Consider the following 25,655-nt stretch of genomic DNA (forward strand, 5'->3'; position numbering starts at 1 on the left):
AGGACCTGCTGCGCCCAGGTCATGTCGATCGAGGGAGCTGCAGGGCGAACTGTCTGTGATCACACACTCTTGAACGGACCGCGTTCATTTGCTGAGGCGGGTTGCGACGGACCGTATTACTGCCTGCCGGGGCTGTGGTGAAGTTCCCGGACAGTCGGAAACGAATCGGTTTGTCGGACCTTCGCCAGCACCGAACTGATTCCGATCCGCACGTCCTGGTACGCGGCTGAAAATGGTCCGGCTTTACGCCTGGGGTTCGGTCATCGTCATTGGATCCAGAGCGTCCTTCAGTACGTCTTCGGGAAGAATGTCCTGCTCCAGACACAGTTCGCGGATTGTCTTACCTGTGCTGAATGCTTCCTTGGCCAGGGCGGCCGCCTTTTCGTATCCGATATGCGGATTCAGACTGGTACACATGGACAGACTCTTTTCAACGGCTGCCTCGCATCCTTCGACATTTGGTTCCATGTTTACCAGACAGAAGTTGACAAACGTTGTTACGCTGTTGGACAGCAGTCGAATGCTTTCCTGTGTGGTGTGTCCCATTACCGGCATCATGATATTAAGCTGAAACTGTCCTCCGGCTGCTCCACTGAAAGCAATCGTCTGATCGTTTCCTATGACGCGTGCGCAGACCTGCATCAGCGACTCACAGATTACGGGATTAACCTTACCCGGCATAATAGACGATCCTGGCTGCAGGTCGGGAATCTTCACTTCGTAGAAGCCGCAGCGCGGACCGGAACCCAGCCAGCGAATGTTGTTGGCGACGTTGAACAGCGTTGACGCAACTGCACGCAGCTGTCCGTGGCATTCGACAAGACCGTCACGCTGAGCATTCGCTTCGAAATGATTACCGGCTTCAACGAACGGCACATTTGTTTCTTCGGCCAGCACTGCAGCAACCCGTCGGCCGAATTCAGGATGAGTATTGATGCCTGAACCCACCGCTGTGCCACCAACCGGCAGTTCTGCAACGGCGGACATCGCTCGTCCGGCTCGCTCGACAGACAACTCAATCTGTCTGGCAAATCCGCCAAATTCCTGTCCGAGTCGTAATGGAGTCGCATCCGCCAGGTGAGTACGGCCAATTTTGATGATTGTATCCCAGGCAGACGCTTTGGACGCAAGTTCATCGTGGAGTCGCTGCAGTGCGGGAATCAGATCATCATGGATGGCCGTACCCACGGCCACATGAATGGCCGTGGGAAATGTGTCATTGGTGCTTTGCCCCATATTGACATGGTCATTGGGGTGGATTGGCTTTTCCTTCCCAAAACGTCCGTCGCCCGTTAGTTCGAGAGCCCGGCTGGCGATCACTTCATTCACGTTCATGTTGCTGGAGGTGCCGGACCCGGTCTGAAACACGTCAATCGGAAACTGATCATCCAGCGTGCCTTCGGCCACATCACGGCATGCCTTCAGCAAGGCCTCCACCTGTTCCCTGGTGAGCGGATTTCGGCCCGTTCCGGTCAGTTTTCCGAGATCTTTGTTCGCCTGGGCACAGGCGAATTTGACTCGGCCCATTGCATGAATCAATTCAGGCGGCAGTTCCCAGCCGGAAATCGGAAAATTCTCAACGGCACGCTGTGTCTGAGCACCGTAGTAGGCTTCGGCCGGGACCTGAACCTCCCCCATAGAGTCACGTTCAATGCGAAATTCTGACATGTGAGTTTTACTCAGGTTGAATTGGAGTGCGATTGTTCGATTCAACCGGATAATATCCGCATCCGGTCAATTGGCAATCCGCCGTTGACGTCATCACTGTTTCACCTCGTTGAATCCTGTTCTTCATGGCCTACGCAATCATCGGCACTGCCGGACACATTGACCACGGCAAGACCAGTCTGGTCCGGTCGCTGACCGGGACCAATACCGATCGTCTGGCAGAAGAGCAGCGCCGCGGTATGACGCTGGATCTGGGGTTTACCTGGTTTGATGTGAATGAACACCGGCTCGCGGTCATCGATGTGCCAGGACACGAAAAATACATTGCGAACATGTTATCCGGAGTGGCAGCCCTTGATATCGGTATGCTGGTCGTTGCCGCCGATGAAGGTGTGGCACTGCAGACCCGGGAACACCTGGCTATTCTCACATCATTGGCAGTGCCGCGGCTGGTTGTGGTGATGACCAAAGCTGACCTGTCCGACGAAATCACGATGGAAATCATCGAAGAAGATCTTCGTGACCTGACCGAACAGGCGGGATATTCAGAAGTCAAGATTCACCGCGTGTCTTCCAGGACGGGCGACGGAATTGAGCAGCTTCGTGAAAATCTGCGGTCTCTTGTGTCCGACATCGATCGACCCGAGCCCGGCGGGCCTTTTCGAATGCCGATTGACCGAAGCTTCAGTGTACCAGGTCGGGGCTGTGTAGTGGCCGGGACGGTCTGGCAGGGGTATGTCAGAAACGGTGATCAACTGCAGGTACTGCCTGCCGGTACGGTCGCGCGTGTTCGTGACGTGGAAGTCCACGGTGATTCCGTAGAGACCGCACAGACCGGATACAGGACGGCACTGAATCTGGCGGGTGTGTCACACACTGATGTAACGCGAGGCTGTGAACTGGTGGCAATCGATTCGTATCAGGCATCAAATCGGTGCGTTGCAGAGATTCGCATGTACGACGACGCTCCGGAAGTCGTTAACGGTCGGATTGTCCGGATGCACACTGCAGCAGGGAGCAGAGAAGTTAAAGTCCTGACAGGTGGTGGTTCGCTGCTTCCGGGAGAGAAGACGGCGGCCATCCTGAAGTGTGAGCAGTCGGTTTTGCTGATACCAGGCCAGCCGCTTCTGTTGCGCCGTCCCGGCGCCAGCGGGACATTTGCCGGCGGACGCGTGCTGGCCGCTTCCCGCATTCCTGATCTGCGAACAGGAGTTCTGGTTGAGTTTGGCAGGAGACTGGCGAATCATCCTGCATCTGTACTGGAAACCTGGCTGGACCTGTGCGGGCACATCGACCTGTCAGATCCGGCCGTTGCCATGGATATGGGAATCACATCCGAGACACTCGACGAACATTATCGGGCGGGCCAACAAAACGGTACGATTTACGGGGTTCCGAAATCGTCGGTTGTTGTGTCAGGCAAAGGCCGGGAATCACTCAGCCGTGCCATTATTCAGCGACTGGAAGGACGGTCTCGGGACGGTAGAGCGGTCTGGACAGATGAAGCGTCACTGACTGACGAACTGCGTGCACTGGCTCCGGAGGTGGTGATTCGATGGCTGCTTGACGAGCAAATAAACAGCGGGCAGGTCATCCGGCTCAATCGCCAGATTACTGCGGCCTCTGCCCTGAACCTGTCGACGTCACAGCAGCAGGTTCTGACCAGGCTGCTGAATCGTTACCAAGAGGAACGTCGGCCGCCAAATGCCTCCGGTTTGCCCGAGCTTGAAAATAAGCCACGGAAAGAACTCGATTCACTGATCAAACTGGCCGTGTCTCAGGGTATGCTGCTGAATCTCGGTGGTGGCTGGTTTCTGACGCCTGCTGTTGTTGAGGAGTTGAAACAGCAACTGCGGGAACTGTTTTCCGTGCGTTCGGAACTCACAGTGGCTGAGATTCGAGATCACTGGGGATTGACCCGAAAGCACGCAGTCCCGTTCCTGGAGTACTTCGACAGCTCGGGATTTACCTGTCGAAATGACAATCACAGAACCGCCGGCCCCGGTCTGGGGTAGGCCCTTGCAGTATTCCGCACCAACGATGTCCAGTCCACTTCGCAATCTTCCGGCTGTTAATACGGTGCTGAGCCACCCGGACGTTGACGAACTGCACGAGGAGATGTCGCGCGCCCAGCTGACTCATTGTGTGCGTGTTGTTCTTGATGACCTTCGCAGTCAGGTGAGGGCAAGGCCGGATTCGATTCCGGAAATGACACTTGCTGCTGTTGCCCGTCGAACGGTTGAAGCCGCTCAGCAGTTGAAACTTCGGCGGATGAATTCCGTCATCAACGCCACGGGTGTCGTGCTCCATACCAATCTGGGTCGAGCAGCCCTGTCAGATTCAGCGACCACCCGGATTCTTCAGGCGGCTAAAGCGACAAATGTCGAACTTGATCTGGACTCGGGTCGTCGCGGGCGTCGGGGGATCTATGCCGAAGACCTGATCCGGCAGTTGACGGGAGCAGCGGATGCGCTGATCGTCAACAACTGCGCGGCAGCCACGATGCTGGCGCTGCAGGGAGTGGCCGTCGGAAAAGAAGTCATTATCTCCCGGGGCCAGCTTGTGGAAATTGGTGGTGGATTTCGGCTGCCGGATGTGTTTGAAGCGGCCGGGGTGATTCTGAAAGAAGTCGGGACATCCAATCGAACCCGGGTCGACGACTATGAGAAAGCGATCCACCACAAAACCGGAGCAATTCTTCGGGTGCATCGCAGCAACTTCCGGGTGTCCGGGTTCGTGGCGGAACCGTCAGCCGCTGAACTGGTCGGTCTCGCCCGCAGGCATAATCTGCCCATGATTGATGATCTTGGCAGTGGCTGTCTGACAAGCCTCGTTTCGCTTGGCCTGGATGAGCCGGATGTCGCTTCCAGTCTTGCCTCCGGTGCAGACCTCGTTCTCTTCAGCGGAGACAAACTGCTGGGAGGACCGCAGGCCGGAATTCTGCTGGGCAAATCAGACTGGATTGGGCGACTTCGCAGGCATCCGATGGCTCGGGCCACCCGGGTCTGCAAACTGACACTCGCGGCGCTCGAAGCGACGCTGGAAGATCACCTGGCGGGCAATGCATTCGATTCAGTTCCTGTCCTGTCGATGCTGTCCATGTCTGCAGAACAAATCAGGGAACGCTGCGAACGCACTGTAGATGAATTATCCGATACTGGACTGAATCTTTCGGTGGTCCCGTGTCAGTCAGAAGTAGGCGGCGGCAGTATGGCCGATCAGCCGATCGCCAGTTTTGCTGTACGGATCGACGGAGCTCATGCAAACGAGCTGGTAAAGTTACTGCGCACCGGTAACGCACGGATTCTGGGACGGATTGAAGCCGGAGCCGTACTGCTGGATTTTCGCACGGTTCGGCCGAAAGACGATTCAATCCTGATCGACGAACTGAGACGGATCACACGAGAACTGTGGAGAACGGATCGATGAGAATCATCCGATCGGTGATGGATTGTGCTCACCCCGCCGGCAAAGCAGGCCCACCGGGGAATAACCAGTGAAAGCGGAATACGCCTGTCGCCGTCATGTGGTGCTCGTGGGAGTCGGCCACACTAACGCTCACATCGTTCGCATGTGGGCCATGGATCCGCTGCCGGACACAGACCTTACGTGTATTTCCGACAGCGGGACAGCAACTTACTCTGGATTTCTGCCGGCAGTACTGGCAGGTCAGCTTCCTGCGAGGGCGATGGAAATTGATCTGGTACGACTGTGCGCAGCAGCGGGTGCTCGCTTAATAACAGACCGGGTGACGGGACTGGATCGCGTCCGGAAACAGCTGCTGTTTGCTGAACGGCCGTCAGTGCCGTACGACGTCGTTTCTGTTGGAATTGGCTCCGTGCCGCAGATGCCGGATATCGGTGCCGACTCTCCGTCGCTGGTAACGATCAAGCCGATGAGCTCGTTTCTCGATCGTCTGCAGGCTGCTGTCAGTCGTTGCACACCCCGATCACGACAACTGCAGGTGGTTGTCGTCGGAGGCGGCGTGGCGGGTGTGGAAGTCACACAATGCCTGTCGGCACGTTTGAAACTGCTGACGCAGTCGGAATTTCATATCACACTGGTCGATCGAGGGAACAAGTTACTGCCTGGTTGTACGCCGAAAACAACTCGTCGTGTGCTGAACACGATTCAGGAATATGGCCACACTGTGCTGCACAGCAGTTCAGTTGAGCAGGTTGATGAATCCGGTGTCAGACTGCAAACCGGTAACTTTCTGCCGGCTGACATCGTGATCTGGGCGACAGCCGCTGCGGCCCCTGCCCTGTTGTCAGAATTCGATTTACCAAAAGACGATCACGGTTTTTTGCTGACCGATGCTACGTTGCGCTGCAGCGGTACGGATTCGATCTTTGCCGTTGGTGATACCGGGACCATGGAGCATGCAGCGGTCCCCAAGGCGGGTGTCTATGCGGTACGCCAGGGCCCCATACTTTGGGAGAACATTCAACGACAGCTGGACGGTCGCGGGCTGGTTCCCTTTGTTCCGCAAAAATCATTTCTCAAGCTCCTGAACATGGGGGACGGAACAGCGGTGGGTGAATGGCGGGGCATCAGCTTTTTCGGTCGCCCGGTCATGAGACTGAAACAGTGGATTGATCAGCGATTCATGGACAGATATCAGCAGTTGCCGGACCGGATGAAAATGCCGGACGACATGCAGTGTCGGGGCTGTGGCTGCAAACTGGGTGGAGATGCCCTCAACGCGGCGCTCGGTGCTGCTGTTGACGGTTCCCGGGACGATGCAACTGTGATCCGTATTGGTCCAAACGTTTCAACCGGTGAGTCCGTGCTGGTCACTACGGACTTCTTTTCTGCTCCGTTTCCGGATGCGTGGCTCACAGGTCGCATTGCTGCCATCCATGCGGCCAGTGACATTTATGCCACGGGGGCAAAGCCGTTTGCTGCAGAAGCGATCGTGGTCTTACCGGATGGTGACGGAGTGACCCAGCAAAACATGTTGAGTGACTTCCAGCAGGGGGCGGAACGTGAATTCCGTCTTATGGGTGCCACAATAACGGGTGGTCATACGATCACCGGGCCACGATGGGAGGTGGGGTTCACTGTGTTTGGACGCCCCACTGGAAACCATCTGATCCGCAAACAGGGAATGAATCCGGGAGATCAGCTTGTGCTGACCAAGCCTCTGGGAAGCGGAGTCCTGATGGCAGCTCACATGCGTGCGAAGTGTCAGTATTCCGACTTCGAATCCATGATCGGAATCATGCTGTCCGGAAATCATGAAGCTGCCAGGATAGCGGTGGATCTTGGCGTAGTTGCCGGGACGGACATCACCGGATTTGGGCTCTTGGGACACCTGCACGAGATGCTGACAGATGACGTACGAGTAACCCTGAATGGAAGCCGTATTCCGGTGATGCCGGGCGCGATTGAGGCTGCGCAGCATGGTGTTACCAGTTCTCTGCTGCCATCGAATCGATGTTATCTGCGAGACGTTGATGTTCGCGGGAATTCGGGTCTTCCGTTGCTCCCCTGTTCGAAGACTGTCAGGCAGATGTCCGGCGAACGACCTGTTACCGCCGAACAGATCCCGGACGACCGTGCCGGGCGAAGCGAGTCAGTCGATTTACTCCTGGATCCACAAACCTGCGGCGGGCTTCTACTGGCTGTGCCCGGTGAGTGTGTCACTGAATTCCAATATCGTTTTGCCGAGTGCGGGCTGTCGGAGCCTGCACTTATCGGGACCGTTTCTCACGCGGAATCTTCGGCTCCACGAATCATTGTGAAATTCTGATTCTGTCTGAGCAGAACGAGTCATTCGTGGCGACGGTGTGATCGGTATAGCGACACAATCAGGGTGACTTTGTGAGGAGTGTTGTGGAGTCAGGTTGCGGCTGTCAGCTGTAAATCGATGAAAAAAGCCACGACGTGCTGCACGTCGTGGCCTGGCCCCTGGCAGGTTCTGTCCGTCGCTTTGTCTATACGTCAGCATTATTCGGTGCAGGCTTTTTGCCTTTCCTGTGCCGGCCGCCGTGTTCGTCTTGATTCTGACCTCTGTTACCATGACGTCTGCGACCACCGCGTCTTTCGGTGATTCGTTTTGCCATCTGTTCGATTTCTAATTTGTCGATAGAACCATTTCCATCAGAGTCGATGCGATCGAATCCACGAAGAAGTCGGTCCGAAGCTTCATCTCTCGAAATCAGACCATCTCCGTCCGTGTCTGATTCCATCAATTTCTCGACGAGTTTTTCCGGTGACGGTCCTTCGCCGCGACTGCGGTTTCGGCGTTGTCCCGGTCCGCCTTCGGGAGGCCCAGACTGACCGAAGTCATCACCTTCCGGACCGCGGTTTCGGCGTTGTCCCGGCCCACCTTCGGGAGGACCAGGTCGACCAAATTCATCACCTTCCGGACCGCCACGTCGGCGTTGTCCCGGCCCACCTTCGGGAGCACCACCGTGTCCAGCACGTTCGGGACGAAGTTCTTCCACCGTAATATTTCCGTCACCGTTTTTGTCAAGTGTTTTGAGCGCGATGACCGCTCTGTCGATTTCTGACGACGAGATCACTCCATCAGCATCGGTATCCAAAGCCGCAATAATCGGGGGAGGACTATGATGGCCAGGTCCGCGCCGTCCGCGATTTCCCCGTCCGCGGCGTCTTCCTCCGTTAGCCGGAGTTTCTCCGTTATTTGGGTTTTGCAGCTGTCTGCCGGCTGGTGGATTCCTGTCGTCACCGGCCCGGGACAAACTGGTTTCCATTATCAGACCGGTTGTCGCCGCCAACATCAAAAAGGGTGTAATTTGTCGCATCACGAGGTCCTTTCCTTTTATGTTCGTTACACCAGCTGTCAGTCGGTTTTGCTGGTTGTTTGTGTCTGTCTGCTGTTACAAACCTGGATCGTTGCGCTGAGTGTCGGCAAATCCGGGAGAAATTCAGATGTGTCGATCTTTTATACGGCTTCAACCTGATCAGACGTCGTTCTGAACTGTCGACACCCCGTGCAGCAGGGCGTTTCCCGAGGCCGTCAACCGGTTATGATCGTGGTTCTCACCCTTCCGGCAGTGATTGCCACCACGCCCGACGAACGCATCGCACCTGACAGAACCAAGCGTTGACATTTTCAGAAGACCCGACGGAGATGTTGCTCGCCGGGGTGGACCGATTCCTGCTGAAGCAAATTGCCGAAACCTGCGTCCCTTGATGTTCCACAACAATGCGCACGTCCTCAGCCCGCTGACAAAGCTCGATGGTTCGTCTGTGTGGTACCATGGTCTCACTCCCAATCACAATCACGAAACATTGAGTCCCGGCAAAGTGCCTGCACCATGTGGTATCGAATCCCTGCACTCCGTCGTCGGTTTTCGTCACGATGAACAGGAACGGCTGTACTTTGCAAACGATGTGAGAGTGCATGGATGCAATCAGCACGGCGATGTCGTAACGTGATGTTCCTGATTTCGGCAAGTTCACCCGCATTGGAGGTTCCCGGTCGTGGCAGCAGACATCCGCATGGACGGTGATCGGCCCACCAATCGACGCTGGGTTATCTTTTTTCTTGCCGCCGGGACTTCATTTATTTTGTACCTGCACCGATTCACTTGGCAGTTTGTACGACCGGAACTCATGAAAGAGTACGGTTTCTCAAACCTGCAGGTTGATTCGCTCTACACACTGTTCAGCGTAACCTATGGCCTGGGGCAGATTCCCTGTGGAATCATCTGCGACTTTTTCGGTCCCCACATGTTTCTTGGAATCATCATCGCCGCCTGGTCTCTGATGATGCCGTGCGTGGGCCTGGGCGGCGGACTGTACGGCGTAGGGGTGTCGCGTCTCCTGTTTGGAGTCACTCAGGCCGGTTGCTATCCGTCGCTGGCCAAAGTTACAAGGGTCTGGTTTGCTGAAGAGAACCGTACAAGTCTGCAGGGACTGATTGCCAGCTTCTTTGGACGTAGTGGTGGCGCCGTTTCTTCTATGGTCATTGGCATAGTCCTTATGGGCTGGCTGGAGCTGACATGGCGGTGGTCGCTGATTGTACTTGCTGCCACAGGTGTCGGATTTTCCTTCGTCTTTCTGAAATTCTGCCGAAACAGCCCGGTGCAGGACCCGCTGGTGAATCAGGCCGAACGGGATCTCATCCGCGGGGATGACACTGTCGACGTTGCTGAACCAGCTGTGTTGTCGGTCCGGCGGGCTATCCGAAATCGAAGCATGCTGGTTTTCGTTATTCAGCAATACATGAATGCCGGAGCTGATTATGTTTATTCGGCGATCATGGTCAGCTATTTCATAACTGCGCGCGGTGTTTCGGATATGGCAGTTGTGGGACTGTTGACCAGTGCTCCGTTGTGGGGCGGTGCGGTGGGTGGAGTTGCTGGTGGATTCATCAATGACGGCCTGATTCGCCTCACCGGCCGTCGTCGATTTGCACGCAGCAGTGTTGGATTTTTGGGTAAGACGATTGCGTGTGGATTTCTGTTCCTTTCCATCAACCACCCCGATCCCGCGTGGGGGGCGGGGCTGCTGTTTGTCACCAAGTTCTTCAGCGACTGGAGTCAACCCACAGTTTGGGGTGCCTGCACGGATATCGGCGGGCGATGTTCAGCCACTGTTTTCAGCATCATCAACTCGGCCGGCAGCGTGGGAGGAACGGTGACACCAATCGTCGGCGGACTTCTGCTGGACCGTTACACCACGACGTCAATCGTTGACGGTGTCGAGCAGGTAGTGACGAATTTTAATCCGGTTTTTCTGATGGTTGGATTGATGTATCTGGCCAGCGCCGTCGGGTGGCTGTTCATCAATACGGAGAACTCACTCGATGTTGATGAACGTACTGATCAGCAGGAAAAGAGATCGCCATCATGAGGGATCGTGGATTGGTGACACGCAGGCCTGTTCGTACCTTTTTCTCCATTCGGCAGAACCATCGTCCTTGACTCGAGTGAGGTTCACCCCTGACACAAATGCGGGAAGATCACCGCTGGTAAATGCATCCCACAACTGCTGAGCGTGAGTAAACCAGCTCTTCGTACCGGACGGCCAGTCCAGACGCAGCAGTAAATCCGGATGTGGATACGGCTTATCCTTTGCTTCGATGCGGTATTTTTCCACGATATCCCAGTTTACCGTCACTCCAATTCCTGGTGTGTCGGGAATCGGACTCAACCCGTTCGATACGACCCAAGGTTCGTTAATGAACTGATCTGAGTACATGTGATTACAATGGATTGCCGGCCATCGCGCATGAGACAGTGCGGCCTGAATATGCAGGCAGTACGCTGCTGCAAGATTTGAGCCCACCCACTGCAGCCAGAACGGTTTGTTGAATTCGGCGCATGTCCGACCGCGGCTCAGGGCATTGCTGATTCCTCCTTCCATCACGAATCCGTCACAGATATCCCGTCGAATCTGAGTTTCGAAAGCCGGGCGATCGACGTGATGCGCAATGGGTACGCTTAAATGTTTGCGCAGGGCACGGTTGCCTTCGACGTCTTCCTGTGCGATGGGACTCTCCCAGATGGCGACTTTTTCGAAACGTTCCAATCGTTTACAAAGCGGTCGTGCGACGGCAGGATCCAGTCCGAAGTCGTTGAAATCCATGTCGAGCTTGAAGTAATCCGGCACAGCATCTGACAGGCGGGCCACCTGATCCTCCAGATCGAACCACGGTCGGGCTTTAGTTTTGAATGTGGTGTATCCGTGTTCGACGGCTTCGGTACATTCGCAAATCCAGTCTTCGACAGGCATGTCAATCGCCCACCATCCGACGTGAGCGAACGAACGGATCTTTTGCCCGAGAAGGCCCCAGACCGGGGTGTCGAGCGACTGGCCGACGGCGTCGAACAGTGCCATCTGCAGTCCGGCTCCCAGCGAGTCATCCCACATTACGGCTGCCGGATGCTGACTGTGGACCCGTTCGACGGCTTCGTCAGTCACCTCGCCCCAGGTGTAATAAGGCATGGTCTCGCCGACTCCGACAACGCCGTTGCTCAGCGTGACCTTGCACAGTTCGAACAGCGACCAGTGCGGAATCTCACGAACCATATTGCGCCAGGGCACTTCCCTGAGAGGCAGGTCGACCCAAATACGCTCGATCGATTCTATTTTCATTACTTGTTCACTTTCCGTTACCGTGACTGGACACCGGACGACAGCCGCTTTCACAATGAATATCAGGAAGCATATCCTGCCGACAGTTGTCGACCAAACGGGGAATCCGGCATTCGGCTTTAGGCGCTGCGAAACACGACATGACAGTTCAAATCAGAAATATCCGCTGTATTCCCACGGCTCCGGCCGGCATCCGTCTGCTCATTGTGAAAGTTGAAACGACTGAGGATGGGTTGCATGGCCTGGGTTGTGCCACGTTCACACAGCGACCGCTGGCCGTGATTGCAGCGGTTGAGCAGTACCTCACTCCGTTTTTGAAAGGACGAAACGTTGACGAAATCGAGGACATTTGGCAGTCTGCTTATGTCAGTTCCTACTGGCGCCAGGGACCGGTGCTGAATAATGCGTTGTCCGGTGTGGACATGGCCCTGTGGGACATCAAGGGCAAGAGAGCCGGCATGCCGGTTTACGAATTGCTGGGTGGTAAGTGCCGTATGGCAGCGCCTGTCTATGTTCATGCCTCCGGCCGAGAGTTCCGTGACGTGACTGAAAACGCCGGCCAACTGATGTCTCAGGGATTTCGACACATTCGAATGCAGGTTGAGGTTCCAGGTCAGGCTACCTATGGAACGGAATCCGATCTGCAGACCCACGATACGGTTGATGGTCCTACCGCCCCGCGAAACATTTTTGAACCGGCAGACTACGCACGGCTGGCACCAAAACTTTTCGAACATGCCCGCAGTGAACTTGGTGACGAAGTCGAACTGCTGCATGACATTCACGAACGTCTGCCGGCACCGCTTGCCATCCGGCTGGCTAAAGATCTGGAGCCGTTTCGGCTGTTCTTTCTGGAAGATGCATTGCCACCTGAAGACATCAGCAGCTTCCGTCGTCTGCGGGCAGCCAGCGGTATCCCGATTGCCATGGGTGAATTGTTTACGAACGTCAGTGAGTATCTGCCGCTGATTCAGAATCAGCTGATTGATTTTATTCGTGTCCATCTTTCAGACATCGGTGGACTGACGCCGGCCCGCAAATTGGCCGCACTTTGCGAATTCTTTGGTGTGCGTACCGCCTGGCACGGTCCCGGTGACACATCGCCGATTGGCCATGCAGCGAACCTGACCCTGGACCTTTGCGTACCGAATTTCGGTATTCAGGAATTTACCCGTTTCAACCAGGCAACTCATGACGTTTTTCCTGGTTGTCCGGAACTCCGGGACGGGATGTTGTGGCCAAACGATCAGCCGGGATGGGGGCTGGAGATCAACGAGAGGCTTGCGGCAGCATTCCCGTATCCTGAGCACCCGTTCAACGGGGCATGGCCGGCCATTCGAAAACGTGATGGTAGTGTGATTCGCCCCTGATTGTATCGTTGCCTGACTGTTCACAGTTACACACCTACACACCAGAATTTTGTGGAGATCAATGTGTCTCGAATTGTTATTGCTGAATGTAAACAGGAAGTCTCGACTTTCAATCCGGTTCCCAGCACCTATGAAGACTTCCGTCTGCGGCAGGGACAGGCTGCTCTGGACTATCACCGCAACGTCCGCGAAGAAGTGGGTGGAGCGCTGGGTGTTTTTGAAGAATCCGGTTCTGTGGAAGTTGTCCCCACGTTTGCGGCGAGCGCCAATACTTCGGGAGGTCTTCTGACAACGGAGAGTTTTGATCGTCTGAGTAACGATCTGCTGAGTCGTCTGGCGGAGGCAGGCCGAGTTGATGCGGCGTACTTTGCACTGCACGGGGCCATGCAGGCGGAGAGTGAGAATGATCCGGAGGGTTATCTGCTTCAGGAGGCCAGACGGATTCTTGGCGAAGACATTCCGTTTGTGGTTTCGCTCGACTTACACGGAATTCTCACGGATCGAATGCTTGAACACTCCAATGCAATCGTTGCGTTCCACACGTATCCTCACGTTGACTTTTTCGAGACCGGAGTCCGGGCCGCGAAATTACTGTTGCAGATTTTGGCAGGAGAAGTCCGTCCCGTAACAGCCCGGGTAAAAATCCCTGTGCTGGCTCGCGGTGATGAAATGATCACAGAGACCGGATCTGTCTCTGAATGCATTCAACTGGCCCGGTCAGTTGAATCGAGTGAAACCGGACTTTCCGCGGGTGTGATGTGGGGCAACCCTTTTACCGACGTTCCCGAACTTCGAACCAATAGTTTCGTGGTCATGAACGGAGATGAATCGGCCGCAAAAGAACGTGCTGTCGAACTTGCCGAACGATTTTGGAGCCATCACGAAAAAATGCGGGTTCCGCTGACCAGCCTGGAGGACGCAGTGCGTCAGGCATCTGCGGTTACATCCGGTACCGTGGTGATGATGGATGCGGCAGATGCGACCAGTTCGGGGGCGTCCGGTGACAGTAATGCGATCCTGAGTGAGGCCATTCGTCAGGGATACCGTGGTCGATTATTGGCGCCTGTAGTGGATCCGGCTGCAGTCCAAAAAGCGATTGCTGTCGGTGTGGGTGGAACGATTGTTACGCCTGTTGGCGGAGCACTTGATCCCGATCGATATCAACCCGTCGAAGTTGAGGCACGTGTGTGTTCCCTGTCTGACGGCAAATTCCAGAGTGAGTCATTTGGATGGTACTGGGATGCAGGACCCACGTCCGTGTTGCAGGTCGACAACATCACGCTTGTAGTCGGTACGCGTCCGGTCAGTCTTTTCGATCGTTCCTGGTTTTTGGCGAACGGTCAAAATCCGCGACGATTTGACATGGTTGTCGTTAAGTCTCCCCACTGCGAGTCGCACATGTTTGCCGACTGGTGCACGAAGTTAATTAACGTGGACGCTCCCGGGGCGACCAGTGCCAACCTGAGCAGCCTGGGACACACGATTTGTGCCCGCCCGATATTTCCACTTGATTCCGGCGTTGAATTTGAACCTGTGGCAGACATCTTCTGCAGGACATAATCCGTACTCCTGTACTGCACTGCCGGACAATTTTCGATTCGCCTGTCGCACGGACAAAAAAGTTTGGCAATGCATTCAGGACCCGGGACAGGCAGTTCCTGCCGGCAGCGGTCGCCATCAATCAATTCACTGAACACACCACCTGTGAACGATGTCTCGTGGTGCATGGACTGCCCTACTCAAAAATAATCTGAGGCTGGGTATGATGGGCGAAAAGAGGCCGGGAACTGCAGCACACGGTTTGACAAATACGACACCTGCACAGGCAATGAAATCCCTGATCATCAGATGATACCTGCCCGGCCGCAGTTGTTGCGGGGTATGATCACTGATACTCGAATTTGGCATTGTTTTAAGTCCGGGTTTCGGATTCCACCTTCATGCGCCGAATCAGAGCCTGGAGTTTGCGTCGATGCGGTGACGTTGTTGACTCTATCTGCTGCAGATAGCGGAATGCCGCCGGTTGGCTGTTTCCAGGTAACCGATCCGCCTTTTCAAACCGCAGCTTTTAGATTTCCGCTTCCATCAGACGTTCGGCAGATCGATGTTTTTTGGGGTCGCTGCAACATTCAGCTGTTCCCTCAGTTTGTCCAGGAGCTCTGTCTTGTCCGTAGCGTCAAGCGACGAGGCATCGATTTCCTTCAACGTATGTTCATGCTGATCGATGACCATTTCAATCTGGCTGAAAGCAATTTCACAACAGTGAGTCAGCTCGGACGGAACCCGTTATGGACTCCAGTAGTTGACGATATTCTGCCAATTCATGGTCGGTGCCCTGCCAAAGAACCAGCAGTGTAAATTCCGTCGTGCGGACGCTTTGCAATGAAGCAGTGTTCATCAGTTCAAAACAGGAAAAATGCACTTCTTTCGCATATGCCGGCATTTCGGCAAGCTGCTGTTCCGCAGGACTTTCCTCTGCATCATCGTATTCTTCAGTGAATGCTGCGACACAGGACTCAATGACCTGTGGCGGCGGTGGGCAGCCGCCGAGAATATGCATTGACCAGAAACACGTTCCCTCGTTCGATATGGTGATGACGATGTCGTCATCGTTTCCGGATTCTTCCAGTTCCCAGATATCCGGATACAGGAACCGGATGCCGTACTTCTGAAACGGAACCAGGCTGGCTTCGACGGGAATGTCCATACAGTTGTCTCTGCAAGTAGAGTGAACCGGGAGTCACAGGACATTCAACCGTACCTCCCGACGTCCGAAGGTCAAGACTGTGTGGCGTCCGCACACCTGAAATTCGATGATCGATTTCGTCTGACGTGGGTTCACCACTGCCGGTGGAAAAATCAAGGTTACCAGGTGATAGGCCGAACAACCCGGCCTGTATTCGGGGACAACGTCCATCACCACGACAGTTTACTCCCTGTTGATCCGTGCGTATCATGGAAGGTGTCGCCATTCAGCCCTTCATTCCGGGAAAATCTCGCATGCGTGGTCAACGACTGTTGCGCCCGGTTGCTGTGTGTGGAGTTCTGCTGGTGTGCCCGATCTCGTCTGCGGCTCCGCCTGAACCGGTGCCGGACAAGGAGTTGAACCAGTCGGCAGATAACCGGAATCAGCGACCTCCGCTGATGCCGCTTCCGGATGCACTTAGCGGACTGCTTGATAATGCAATCCCTCTGAATCCTCAGAGAACCGTGTTTCTGAACCGAGACGAAAAACGAATTTACCTGCACACCGAAGTTTCCTGCAGAAATTGCGTTCTCGAAATGTTGTGCGTTCCCATAGGGCAGCGCGAACACGAAACCATTCTGAATGTCAGGGCCCGTGCTTTTGTGATTCACGCAGGTCTGGTTGCACTGGGCCTGAAACCGGGAAAACCGGCTGCTTTCTATCCTGATTACCGTCCGCCGGAAGGGCCGGCACTGGACATGCGTGTGCACTGGGTTGACAGAACTGAGAAACTACAAAGTGAAGACCCGCGTTCGTGGATTCGACACTCAATTCATCGTTATTTTTCCCGGTCACTGGCGGCCGCGCCCCCAGGAATCGAACTTCCGCACGAAGAACTGCGGTACGATCCGTATAACAGACAGATCCTGTGGTACGGACCGATGACAAAAAAACAGCGTCAACATTTGCTGACGCTTTGGGAGGATATAAATTACCAGGACGCGATCAGGCAGTTTTATGAAGAAAGCCAGTCGCGACCGATGGAGGCCGGTTTTGTATTCACCGGCAGTCGCTGGCACACGAATGAAGCAACCGGCCGGCGGCGTTATACCGCAGAGGATGGTCACTTCATTACGGTCGCCAATTTTCCGTCGTCAACAATCGATATAGCGGAGGCCAGTTCTTCATCCGATGGAGGTCAGTTGTACGAAGCCTGGGAACAGCGGATTCCGGCGGAAGGAACGCCGGTGATCCTGGAAATCGGTCCGACGATCCACAGCACAAAGCCAGGTACGTCAGACAGCTTCCCGAAGCCTTCTGTCTCTTTGGAACCGAACGAGTGACCGGTGCCAGCCGGCGGTCAGCTGAATGTCAGCTGAATATTGAGGTCGACAGTCGGGCTTACGCTGTTCCATCATCTTTGCGGCGGGAAGGGACTGTCATCCGCCCCCTCCTGTGTAACTGCCGTGAGATCACCTAAACGTCATGCTTCGTCGTCCGGTACGTTCAGGATTGCTGTTTTCGCAACGACTGGTCGGGTGGGCAGTCAGTACCGGTGTCCTTAACTGTATGTTCTGAAGGTTGCCAAATTCAGTAGACGGCAATTACTCGCAGGCCAATGCACCGCGTCGGCAGTGATGATTGCTGTAGTCGCTGCCGCGATTCCCGGTGCTGTTTTTTTAAGAATGTACAGTGCCTGACGAAGAAATAATTTAGCTGCGGAAAGACGCACGGGTTTCCCGGGGAGGCAGATCATCGAGGAGTTTCGTAGAAAGGTATGCCTCAGTCTATCGGTGTTAACCCGACAGAAGCGGCCCTGTGCTTGAAATCGACATGGTTAACTCGTTCCGGGGCCATCGATAGCAGGATTTGTTGTGCAGTTCGTTTTGCGACTTGGACCAACAGCATATCATGCATAGAACATTTGTTTTTCTCCAGGTGGTGACAGGGTTGGTTGCTACAATGACCAGACCGTATCTGCCACTTGCTTCCATGTCGTCAGTCGGACGGTCAAATGTTTCTGCGAAGTAGTCTGATCACTTTCCTGTGTGCTGTAACTGCGTCGGTCGGTAATGCCCGGCTCACTGACGAGCAACAGGAACTATGGAAGCATGCGACAGAGATCCTCACCCGGTCGTGTCTGAAATGTCACGCCGGCGAGTCTCCCAAAAGTCAACTGGATCTCAGCACACGTGCCGGAATTCTTGCAGGCGGAGAACTGGACGGACCTGCGTACGATGCTGATGACCCGAACAACAGCAATCTGATACGGGTGATTCGCTATGATGGTCTGGAAATGCCGCCGAACCGGCAATTATCTGCTGCTGACATTCGGTTTCTGGAACTTTGGGTGCAGCAGGGAATGCCGTGGCCCCGGGAGCAACTGCAGCTCGAATTCGATCAAGTAACGGGTCCTCCGGAAGTTAACGAGGACACGAAAAATTTCTGGTCGTTCAGGCCGCTGACGGAACCAGCTGTACCGGACTCCGACTGGGGGCTCAATGCGATCGACAGTTTTATTTTCCGTCGGCTGATAGAGAACGGGCTTGAGCCGTCGCCTCCGGCCGATGCGCAAAGCCTGGTGCGTCGGATGTATTACAACATGACCGGGCTTCCTCCCGAACCGGAAGCTGCTGAACGCTGGGCCGCCAGACTCCGCCGAAATGACGGAACCATGGATCAGGCAGCAGTGGAAGAACTAATCGAGACGTTGCTGGCCTCCCCTCATTATGGAGAACAGTGGGGTCGGCACTGGCTGGATCTGGTGCGTTATGCGGAAACAAACAGTTATGAACGCGATGGAGCCAAGCCATATGTCTGGCGTTATCGGGACTATGTCATACAGGCATTCAATTCCGACATGCCGTATGACCGGTTTATTACAGAACAGCTGGCCGGTGACGAACTCGAAAACCGCACGAGTCAGTCGGTCATTGCAACCGGATACTACCGCCTGGGGCGCTGGGACGATGAACCGGTCGACCATACCCTGGCATTTTACGATGATGTAGATGACATCATTGGAACCACGTTCCAGACGATGCTTGGACTCACGGTGAACTGCGCGCGCTGTCACGATCACAAGATCGATCCGATTCCCCAGCGCGACTATTACCGATTGCTGGGATTCTTTCGAAACATACGGCGGTATGGTATTCGCGGTGACAAAACGGTTAGAGATGCTTCTGTGCGGGAAGTGGATCTTCCGGAAGAACCGGGGCTGCTGGAACAGGAATCTATCGCTCACAATGAGAAGATTTCCGACGTGCAGCGACTGATCAGCGAATTCGAGCAGACCGTGATTCCGCTGCTGACGGAACCTCAAAAGCAGGATTTTGAGTTTTTTGAAAACCGCCTGTCCCTGGTGAAAAATCTGCAGAGCAGCGGACTCAGCAAAGAGCAGGTTGACGAATACCAAAGACTGCACCGGCGACTGAAGACGTTGCAGGAAAACGGCCCCAGCGGACGGGCAAAGGTCCTGTGTGTTACCGAGGACATGGAAACAATCCATGCGACTCATGTACTGACACGCGGGAATCCGCATGCGCCGGCTGACGAAGTCACGCCCGGTTTTCTGTCGGTGTTGTCACCACCGGATGTCAACATGCCGGAGATACCCGAAGGCGCTAGAACTACCGGACGACGTAAGCTGCTGGCTGCCTGGATTGCCAGTCCAAAGAATCCGTTGACTGCCAGGGTGATGGTCAACCGGATCTGGCAGTTTCACTTTGGGCGTGGAATTGTCCGGTCCTCCAGTGACTTTGGATTTCAGGGAACTCAGCCGACTCACCCTCGGCTGCTTGACTGGCTGGCCTCGCAATTCATCACAAACGGCTGGTCAGTCAAACACATGCACCGCCTGATCATGAGTTCCGCGACATTCCAGATGTCGTCGTCGGCACGTCAACATGCACTGAATCAGGATCCTGTCAACGATCTGTTTTGGAGGTTCGATATGAGACGAATGTCAGCAGAAGAGATTCGTGATTCCGTGCTGTGGGCTGCCGGAAACCTGAATACGAAAAAGATGTTCGGCCCCAGTATCTACACCGATATTCCGGACGAAGTGAAGGCGGGACAGTCGCAGCCAGGGCGGGGTTGGGAAACATCACCCCCGGAAGATCAAAATCGTCGCAGTATATATATTCATGTTAAACGGTCTCTGGTTGATCCGCTGCTGGCGAGCTTCGACTTTGCAGACACCGATCAGACGTGTCCGGTTCGGTTTGTGACAACTCAGCCAACACAGGCGCTCGGTCTGCTTAACAGTAAATTTATGCAGCAGCAGGCATCCGCGTTTGCAGACAGTCTGCGGAAACAGAAATCTTCCTTTGATCGGGTTCGGCGGGGTCTGACCGTGGTGACTCAGCGGCCGCCTTCAGAAGATGAGATCCGCAAGGGTCTGGCACTGATAGAACAGCTGCAGTCAAAAGAAGGATTCACGTCCGATCAGGCGCTGCAGTACTTTTGCCTGCTGGCGTTGAATCTGAATGAATTCATTTATCTTGATTAGTGTTTTCGCGTATGGATTCCTGCGATTTGGGTGTGGATGTTCCGAGCTGTCATCGGAAATGTTTCCGGGCATCAGTCCGAATGGGGCTGTAGCCGTTCTCCATGAGGCGTTGAACAGAAGTAAACTGTCAGATTAGCGGAACCGCGGGACCTGTTCGGTGTGCCAAAAGACAGGATGATTTGTGTTTTGGAAATCAGTCTCCCGGGAGAGTCACAGGGAATTTATACAGAGAGTGTGAAGGTCGTGACAGAGGGTGTTGTGCCCTGTCGATCGCAATTGATTCGGTAAATTCTTCCGCTGACGGACGAGATGCTGAGTCTTCAAAAAGACTGGTGGAATTCGATATGAAACAATCCAATTTCTGCGGCCGAACGCGGCGTGAATTCCTGTGGCAGACCGGAGCTGGTTTTACGGGGCTGGGACTGACGGGCCTGATGAGTCAGGATGGTTTTCTGTCACGGCAGACGGTGGCAGCGGATGGTCAGACAGCTTGGCGGAATCCCCAGGCTGCTCGTCCTTCACATTTTACTCCGAAGGCGAAACATGTCATTTTTCTGTACATGTACGGTGGCCCCAGTCATATCGACACATTTGACTATAAGCCGTCCATGAAGGGGATGGATGGACGGACAATCGACGTCAAAACTTTCGGGCGCAGTGGTCATCGCAACCAGGGTCGCATCGTTGAACCACGCTGGAATTTTAAACAGTACGGAGAGTGCGAAAAATGGGTTAGTGATCTGTTCCCGCATCTTGGCGGGTGTGTAGACGACATCGCATTTATTCATTCCATGACAGCCGATTCTCCGATTCACGGATCAGCCATGCTGATGATGAATTCCGGTCGGATTCTAAGCGGACATCCTGCACTGGGTTCCTGGGTCAATTACGGGCTGGGGTCCGTCAATGAAAACCTGCCGGGCTTCGTAGTGATGCTTGATCCTCGCGGCGGACCGATCAGTGGTGCCAAGAACTGGAGCAGCGGATACATGCCGGCCAGTTTCCAGGGAACCGTCATGCGGTCAGCGGGAACACCGATTCTGGACCTGAATCGACCGGCGGCGCTGACAGATTCTGCTCAGCGACGAATTCTGGATACGCTGAGAAGTTTCAACGAACAACATCTTGCGAGTCGGGCAGACAACAGTCACCTGGAGGCGCGGATTGCGTCTTACGAACTGGCCTATCGAATGCAGTCAGAAGCACCGGAGGCCGTTGACATCAGTCAGGAAACCAGACAAACCCAGGATCTCTACGGCCTGAACGCCCCTGCGACATCAGCATTCGGACGGCAGTGTCTGCTGGCTCGGCGACTGGTCGAACGTGGTGTGCGGTTTGTTCAGATCTACTCCGGCGGTGCCCACAATGATGACAACTGGGATGCTCACAGGAACATGGAACACAACCATAATCTTCACGCGGCGGAAACGGATTTGCCGATTGCCGGACTTATCAATGATCTCAAACAACGGTCATTGCTTGACGAAACGCTGATCGTCTGGGGTGGTGAGTTTGGTCGGCAACCAACAGCTGAATATGCAAAAGGCAGTGGGCGTGACCACAACAGTTATGGCTTTACCACGTGGATGGCCGGTGGGGGTGTCAGAGGAGGAACCAGTATCGGAACGACCGATGAGCTGGGGAGTACTGCTGTGGATGACGTTTTTCATGTCAAACACATGCATGCGACAGTGCTGCATCAGATGGGGATCAATCCTGACAATTTGACGTATTTTTTCGGAGGTCTTGAGAACCGGCTGGTTGGAGTCGAAGGGGCGAAGCCGATCAGCCAGATTATCACCTAACCGATCTGAACGAAGGTCTCTGATGTCCGCGGGTCGATCGTCTGCCGGCGGCCGGTTCTGTACTCGTCGAATGACTGCGGCTGCAGCCAGCACAAAGCTCCGCTGCCTTGACACCCGGACTGGTTGGGCTAAGGTTGAAACTACACGTGTCGTGCTGTTTTTGGTTCCTGGCGAATCTTCCAGTCAAAGTCGAATTGGCAGCCTGCGGGTTCACTTTTTTTCCTGTCCTCCATGGATGAGGCTTTATATGCCCAGTTCTGACCAGCGATTAGACATCGAAGAGATTGGAAGCGTTACGGTTGCGCGATTTCTCGACAAAAAGATCCTCGACGAAGGCAATATCGAACTCGTTGGCCTCGAACTCTTTGCCCTCGTTGATTCCGATCAGCGGACAGACATCATTCTGGACTTCGATCTGGTTGAATATCTGTCCAGCGCAGCTCTGGGTAAGCTGATTACGATGCACAAAAAGGTGTGTACTGCGGGTGGCAAGCTGGTGTTGTGTAACATTCACAAAGACATTCTTGAAGTTTTCCAGCTGACGCGGCTTGACCAGGTATTGACACTGTGTACGAACCTCGATGACGCTCTGGCCAGGATGTGATTCTCTGCGGCAGGTACGGAGTGTTGTTACGGCGTTGAGAAATGCACTTCTCTCGGTCGCCGGTGTGTGTTGAGACTGTTCCCATTTGTTGGTGGACGTATCGCAGGCGGGATGTTTGTTTCGGAATTCGATAAACCGATTTTGTGACAAAAGCCCGTTCCCTGCCGGGAAAGATCTCGATTCTGTGTTTCTGACAGTCGGGTGATGACTCTGCAAGACACACCGTCGAGTGATCTGCTGTTCCGGTATCAGAGATCATTCCGAGTTCAGAATCAAATCTACGATCCGTTTGATTTCGTCTGACGGGTCGACTTCCTTCACGGTTTCCGCCACGTTCGCAGTATCCGCACGTTCCCTGGCTTCGGCGAGGCATTCACGCAGTTCTTCGTCGGTGACGTCGTCGCGAAAAACCCAGTTTCCGTCCGGGTCCTTTGTGCCGATGTGACCCAAAACAGCGTCAACATCCTCTTCCGTCAGGGTCCCGTCGGAGTAACCTCGTACACAGCGCCGAAGTGTCGTTCGGCCGTCGTTTTTTTCTTTGTCGCTGAGGTCGGAACGATCGAAGTATTTTTTTTCGATCGTGAAAGCAATCACCGCCCCGGACAGTGGGGACTGCACCAGTTCATCGACCAGCATTTCAACCTGAGTACCGGTCAGGGCGCCTTCTTCAAACGCTGTCACGACTCGGTCTACCTGCTCCTGAATCTGCTCTTTCTCTTCTGCAGGCAGGTCCGTTTCGTTCAACGTTTCTTCAAGTCCTGCTCTGACGAAAGCAGCCGTCCAGTTACGCCAGTTGGCTGAAACTATCCACCCGGCGATCAGGCCCAGTATCAGTAGCACCGCTGTGGCAATCAGGCATCCTTTCAGGCAGCCTCTGCTTTCGCTGTTCGGCAAATCCGGCTCTACCTGCCAGTTGCCAAAATTTTCTTCACCTTTCGGTCTTGGTTCAAAACCCTGCGACATTTCGCTTCCAGCTCAAATGAAGTTCAGACTATCAACGAGTACTAACAGTACGAATACCGTATAGAAAGCAGCAATCGTATCATCGACCATGATTCCCAGACCGCCGCCCAGGCGTTCTGCTGCACGAATCGGTGGCGGTTTGGAAATGTCAAAAACACGAAACAAGACAAATCCGGCGATCAGCGTTTGCCAGTTAATCGGAACAAACGCGTACACCAGCGGGAACACCGCGATTTCATCCCAGACTACACTGCCGGGATCCCTGCTGCCTCGCAGGCGAGCCGCCCGACCACAAAGAGGAATTCCCGCGAGGAACATGACTAATCCGATTCCCAGTCGTCCCCACACCGGGACCCCCTGTCCCAGCAGCCAGCCCAGCGGAAGTCCCCACAGACTTCCAAACGTTCCAGGCATGACAGGAATTCGGCCCAGACCGCATCCTTCCGCGATCAGCAGTATGCTGCGATCGGTCAGATTCAACTGTTGCTTTGATGAAGGCTGTTCAGACACAGATCATTGTTCACTGTTCGGCAGAAATGTTTTCCCGAAGGTAGTCAATTGCTGCGTTCAGCTGACTGTCGGTAAATGCATCCGAATTGTCGTCCTGAGTCGATTCATCCTGGCGCAGAAACTCGCGGCGGTGAAGTGATTCACTCCAGTCACGAAACTGGGCAATATCGAATTTGTATTCAAAGCCCTCATTCGGCTTAACACCCCAGTCGTCTTCCGGTTTGGCATCCCGCATTCGATGAATGTTGACTCCGCTGGGACGATGGTAGGACGCCATGGTCAGTTTTAGCTGACTGTTACCGTCTTCCAGGCCAATCACATTCTGCACACTGCCTTTCCCCCAAGTGCGTTCACCGATAATGACGGCTCGTTCGTTATCCTGCAGCGCAGCACTCACGACTTCGCTGGCCGAAGCGCTATATCGGTTCACCAGAACTGCCATCGGAAAATCCGGAAAGGTGTTGGCCGCTTTGGCGTCCCAAGAGCGATCAGCAACGTTGCGTCCCCGGACACTGACAATCCTGCCGCCGGCCAAAAACATGTCACAGATTTCGATTGCGACGTCCAGCAGGCCTCCGGGATTGGACCGCAAATCGAGAACCAGTCCTTTCATTCCCTGGTCGATCAGCTGGCTGACCACGTCGTGAACTTCGTTTGCGGTGTGACGACCGAAGTGAGTTAGATGCACAAATCCAACTTTATCCTGGTCTGAATACATAAAATTCCACTGTTTATCTTCTTTCAGGTGAAAACCGTAAACAGTCGGAATCTGAATCGCCTCACGTACGATTGTGATCTCGACGGGCTCCTCTCCTTCACCCACATGCAGAACGCTTAGTCGCACAGGGCGGCCTGCTGGTCCCCGAATCTTTGCAATCGCTTCACGACGTGTCACTCCGTCCAGTGACGTTCCGTCGACTTCCAGAATAATGTCGCCGGACCGCATTCCCGCCCTGGATGCCGGACCTCCGAGAAGCGGACTCATGACCACAATCCGGTGTCCACCCGGTTCGATGTGCACTCCGATGCCGCCGATTTCCTGTTCGATCGCCCGATTGAACTGATCTGTATTTGCAGGCGGAATGTAGGTGGAATACTGATCAAGGTGTTGAATCATGCCTTGAATTGCAGCTTCCATCAGCTCGCGACGATCGACATCGGTCACGTAGTTCGATTCAATCTGTTGAAACGATTCCACAAACAGTTTCATGAGCTCATACTGCTCACGGCGGTCGTCGTCCGCGTCATCTGCGCGGATCGAAACAACGGACGACACTAATATCAGACAGCTAAGGCCTGCTAACAGACTTCGATGCATCATTCTTTTCCAAACAGCGGGATGACAGGACGACCGTCTCTCTGCAGCCCCTGCAACCGGCCAGCCGCTGACTACAGGATCTCACGCAAAAGCAACCACCAGTGCAAACAACGCGCCGCACGATGAAACTCAGGATAGTCCATG

General features: G+C 54.5%; 19 protein-coding genes. 10 read left to right on the forward strand and 9 right to left on the reverse strand.

What is annotated here, in order from left to right; translation table 11 throughout:
- Positions 1-243: 243 nt before the first annotated feature.
- Positions 244-1,668 (reverse strand): class II fumarate hydratase, encoded by a 1,425-nt coding sequence (locus MK110_01320; GenBank protein ID MCH2209913.1) that lies wholly within the window; start codon positions 1,666-1,668, stop codon positions 244-246.
- Positions 1,669-1,793: 125 nt separating this feature from the next.
- Here MK110_01320 and selB point away from each other — a divergent pair, with 125 nt between their 5' ends.
- From selB to selD, 3 genes are all read left to right on the forward strand, one after another.
- Positions 1,794-3,683, forward strand: coding sequence for a selenocysteine-specific translation elongation factor (selB, locus tag MK110_01325; protein MCH2209914.1), 1,890 nt, complete (start codon positions 1,794-1,796; stop codon positions 3,681-3,683).
- A 25-nt stretch (positions 3,684-3,708) separates the two neighbouring features.
- A complete protein-coding gene (gene selA, locus MK110_01330) occupies positions 3,709-5,097 on the forward strand; it encodes an L-seryl-tRNA(Sec) selenium transferase (protein MCH2209915.1) in 1,389 nt (462 codons plus the stop codon).
- A 67-nt stretch (positions 5,098-5,164) separates the two neighbouring features.
- On the forward strand, positions 5,165-7,423 hold the full coding sequence (selD, locus tag MK110_01335) for a selenide, water dikinase SelD (protein MCH2209916.1): 2,259 nt from the start codon (positions 5,165-5,167) through the stop codon (positions 7,421-7,423).
- A gap of 184 nt (positions 7,424-7,607) precedes the next feature.
- Here the strand turns inward: selD and MK110_01340 are convergent, their stop codons facing one another.
- Positions 7,608-8,441 (reverse strand): hypothetical protein, encoded by an 834-nt coding sequence (locus MK110_01340; GenBank protein ID MCH2209917.1) that lies wholly within the window; start codon positions 8,439-8,441, stop codon positions 7,608-7,610.
- Positions 8,442-8,679: 238 nt separating this feature from the next.
- Positions 8,680-9,108 (reverse strand): hypothetical protein, encoded by a 429-nt coding sequence (locus MK110_01345; protein MCH2209918.1) that lies wholly within the window; start codon positions 9,106-9,108, stop codon positions 8,680-8,682.
- Positions 9,109-9,123: 15 nt separating this feature from the next.
- Here MK110_01345 and MK110_01350 point away from each other — a divergent pair, with 15 nt between their 5' ends.
- Positions 9,124-10,497, forward strand: a complete 1,374-nt coding sequence (locus MK110_01350) for an MFS transporter (GenBank protein ID MCH2209919.1) — start codon at positions 9,124-9,126, stop codon at positions 10,495-10,497.
- On the opposite strand, the gene MK110_01355 is transcribed toward MK110_01350, so the two are convergent.
- On the reverse strand, positions 10,492-11,742 hold the full coding sequence (locus MK110_01355) for a mandelate racemase/muconate lactonizing enzyme family protein (protein ID MCH2209920.1): 1,251 nt from the start codon (positions 11,740-11,742) through the stop codon (positions 10,492-10,494). The genes MK110_01350 and MK110_01355 overlap by 6 nt on opposite strands.
- A gap of 140 nt (positions 11,743-11,882) precedes the next feature.
- Here MK110_01355 and MK110_01360 point away from each other — a divergent pair, with 140 nt between their 5' ends.
- A complete protein-coding gene (locus tag MK110_01360; GenBank protein MCH2209921.1) occupies positions 11,883-13,112 on the forward strand; it encodes a bifunctional D-altronate/D-mannonate dehydratase in 1,230 nt (409 codons plus the stop codon).
- A gap of 63 nt (positions 13,113-13,175) precedes the next feature.
- On the forward strand, positions 13,176-14,672 hold the full coding sequence (locus MK110_01365) for a M81 family metallopeptidase (protein ID MCH2209922.1): 1,497 nt from the start codon (positions 13,176-13,178) through the stop codon (positions 14,670-14,672).
- Positions 14,673-15,197: 525 nt separating this feature from the next.
- Here the strand turns inward: MK110_01365 and MK110_01370 are convergent.
- Both MK110_01370 and MK110_01375 read right to left on the reverse strand, forming a co-directional pair.
- Positions 15,198-15,344, reverse strand: a complete 147-nt coding sequence (locus MK110_01370; GenBank protein ID MCH2209923.1) for a hypothetical protein — start codon at positions 15,342-15,344, stop codon at positions 15,198-15,200.
- Positions 15,345-15,366: 22 nt separating this feature from the next.
- Positions 15,367-15,819: a hypothetical protein gene (locus tag MK110_01375; GenBank protein ID MCH2209924.1), complete on the reverse strand. Its 453-nt coding sequence runs from the start codon at positions 15,817-15,819 to the stop codon at positions 15,367-15,369.
- Positions 15,820-16,112: 293 nt separating this feature from the next.
- Here MK110_01375 and MK110_01380 point away from each other — a divergent pair, with 293 nt between their 5' ends.
- The 4 genes from MK110_01380 to MK110_01395 all read left to right on the forward strand — a co-directional run bounded on the left by MK110_01380 (position 16,113) and on the right by MK110_01395 (position 22,720).
- Positions 16,113-17,141 (forward strand): YdjY domain-containing protein, encoded by a 1,029-nt coding sequence (locus MK110_01380; GenBank protein ID MCH2209925.1) that lies wholly within the window; start codon positions 16,113-16,115, stop codon positions 17,139-17,141.
- A gap of 671 nt (positions 17,142-17,812) precedes the next feature.
- Complete coding sequence (locus MK110_01385) at positions 17,813-20,311, forward strand: PSD1 and planctomycete cytochrome C domain-containing protein (GenBank protein MCH2209926.1); 2,499 nt, start codon at positions 17,813-17,815, stop codon at positions 20,309-20,311.
- A gap of 344 nt (positions 20,312-20,655) precedes the next feature.
- Positions 20,656-22,116, forward strand: coding sequence for a DUF1501 domain-containing protein (locus tag MK110_01390; protein MCH2209927.1), 1,461 nt, complete (start codon positions 20,656-20,658; stop codon positions 22,114-22,116).
- 22 nt (positions 22,117-22,138) lie between these two features.
- Complete coding sequence (locus MK110_01395) at positions 22,139-22,720, forward strand: STAS domain-containing protein (GenBank protein ID MCH2209928.1); 582 nt, start codon at positions 22,139-22,141, stop codon at positions 22,718-22,720.
- Between the two features lie 255 nt (positions 22,721-22,975).
- Here MK110_01395 and MK110_01400 read toward each other — a convergent pair whose 3' ends face one another.
- Genes MK110_01400 through MK110_01410 form a run of 3 tightly spaced genes read right to left on the reverse strand, consistent with a single transcriptional unit; the run spans position 22,976 to position 25,511 of the window.
- The gene (locus tag MK110_01400) at positions 22,976-23,683 is read right to left on the reverse strand and encodes a hypothetical protein (protein ID MCH2209929.1); all 708 of its coding nucleotides are present in this window, start codon (positions 23,681-23,683) and stop codon (positions 22,976-22,978) included.
- 12 nt (positions 23,684-23,695) lie between these two features.
- Entirely contained in the window at positions 23,696-24,193 is a 498-nt protein-coding gene (locus MK110_01405; GenBank protein ID MCH2209930.1) for a phosphatidylglycerophosphatase A, read from the reverse strand.
- A 10-nt stretch (positions 24,194-24,203) separates the two neighbouring features.
- Positions 24,204-25,511, reverse strand: a complete 1,308-nt coding sequence (locus MK110_01410; protein MCH2209931.1) for a S41 family peptidase — start codon at positions 25,509-25,511, stop codon at positions 24,204-24,206.
- Between the last annotated feature and the right edge of the window lie 144 nt (positions 25,512-25,655).

Origin of the sequence: Fuerstiella sp. (assembly GCA_022447225.1) — a bacterium.
Taxonomy (GTDB): Bacteria; Planctomycetota; Planctomycetia; order Planctomycetales; family Planctomycetaceae; genus S139-18.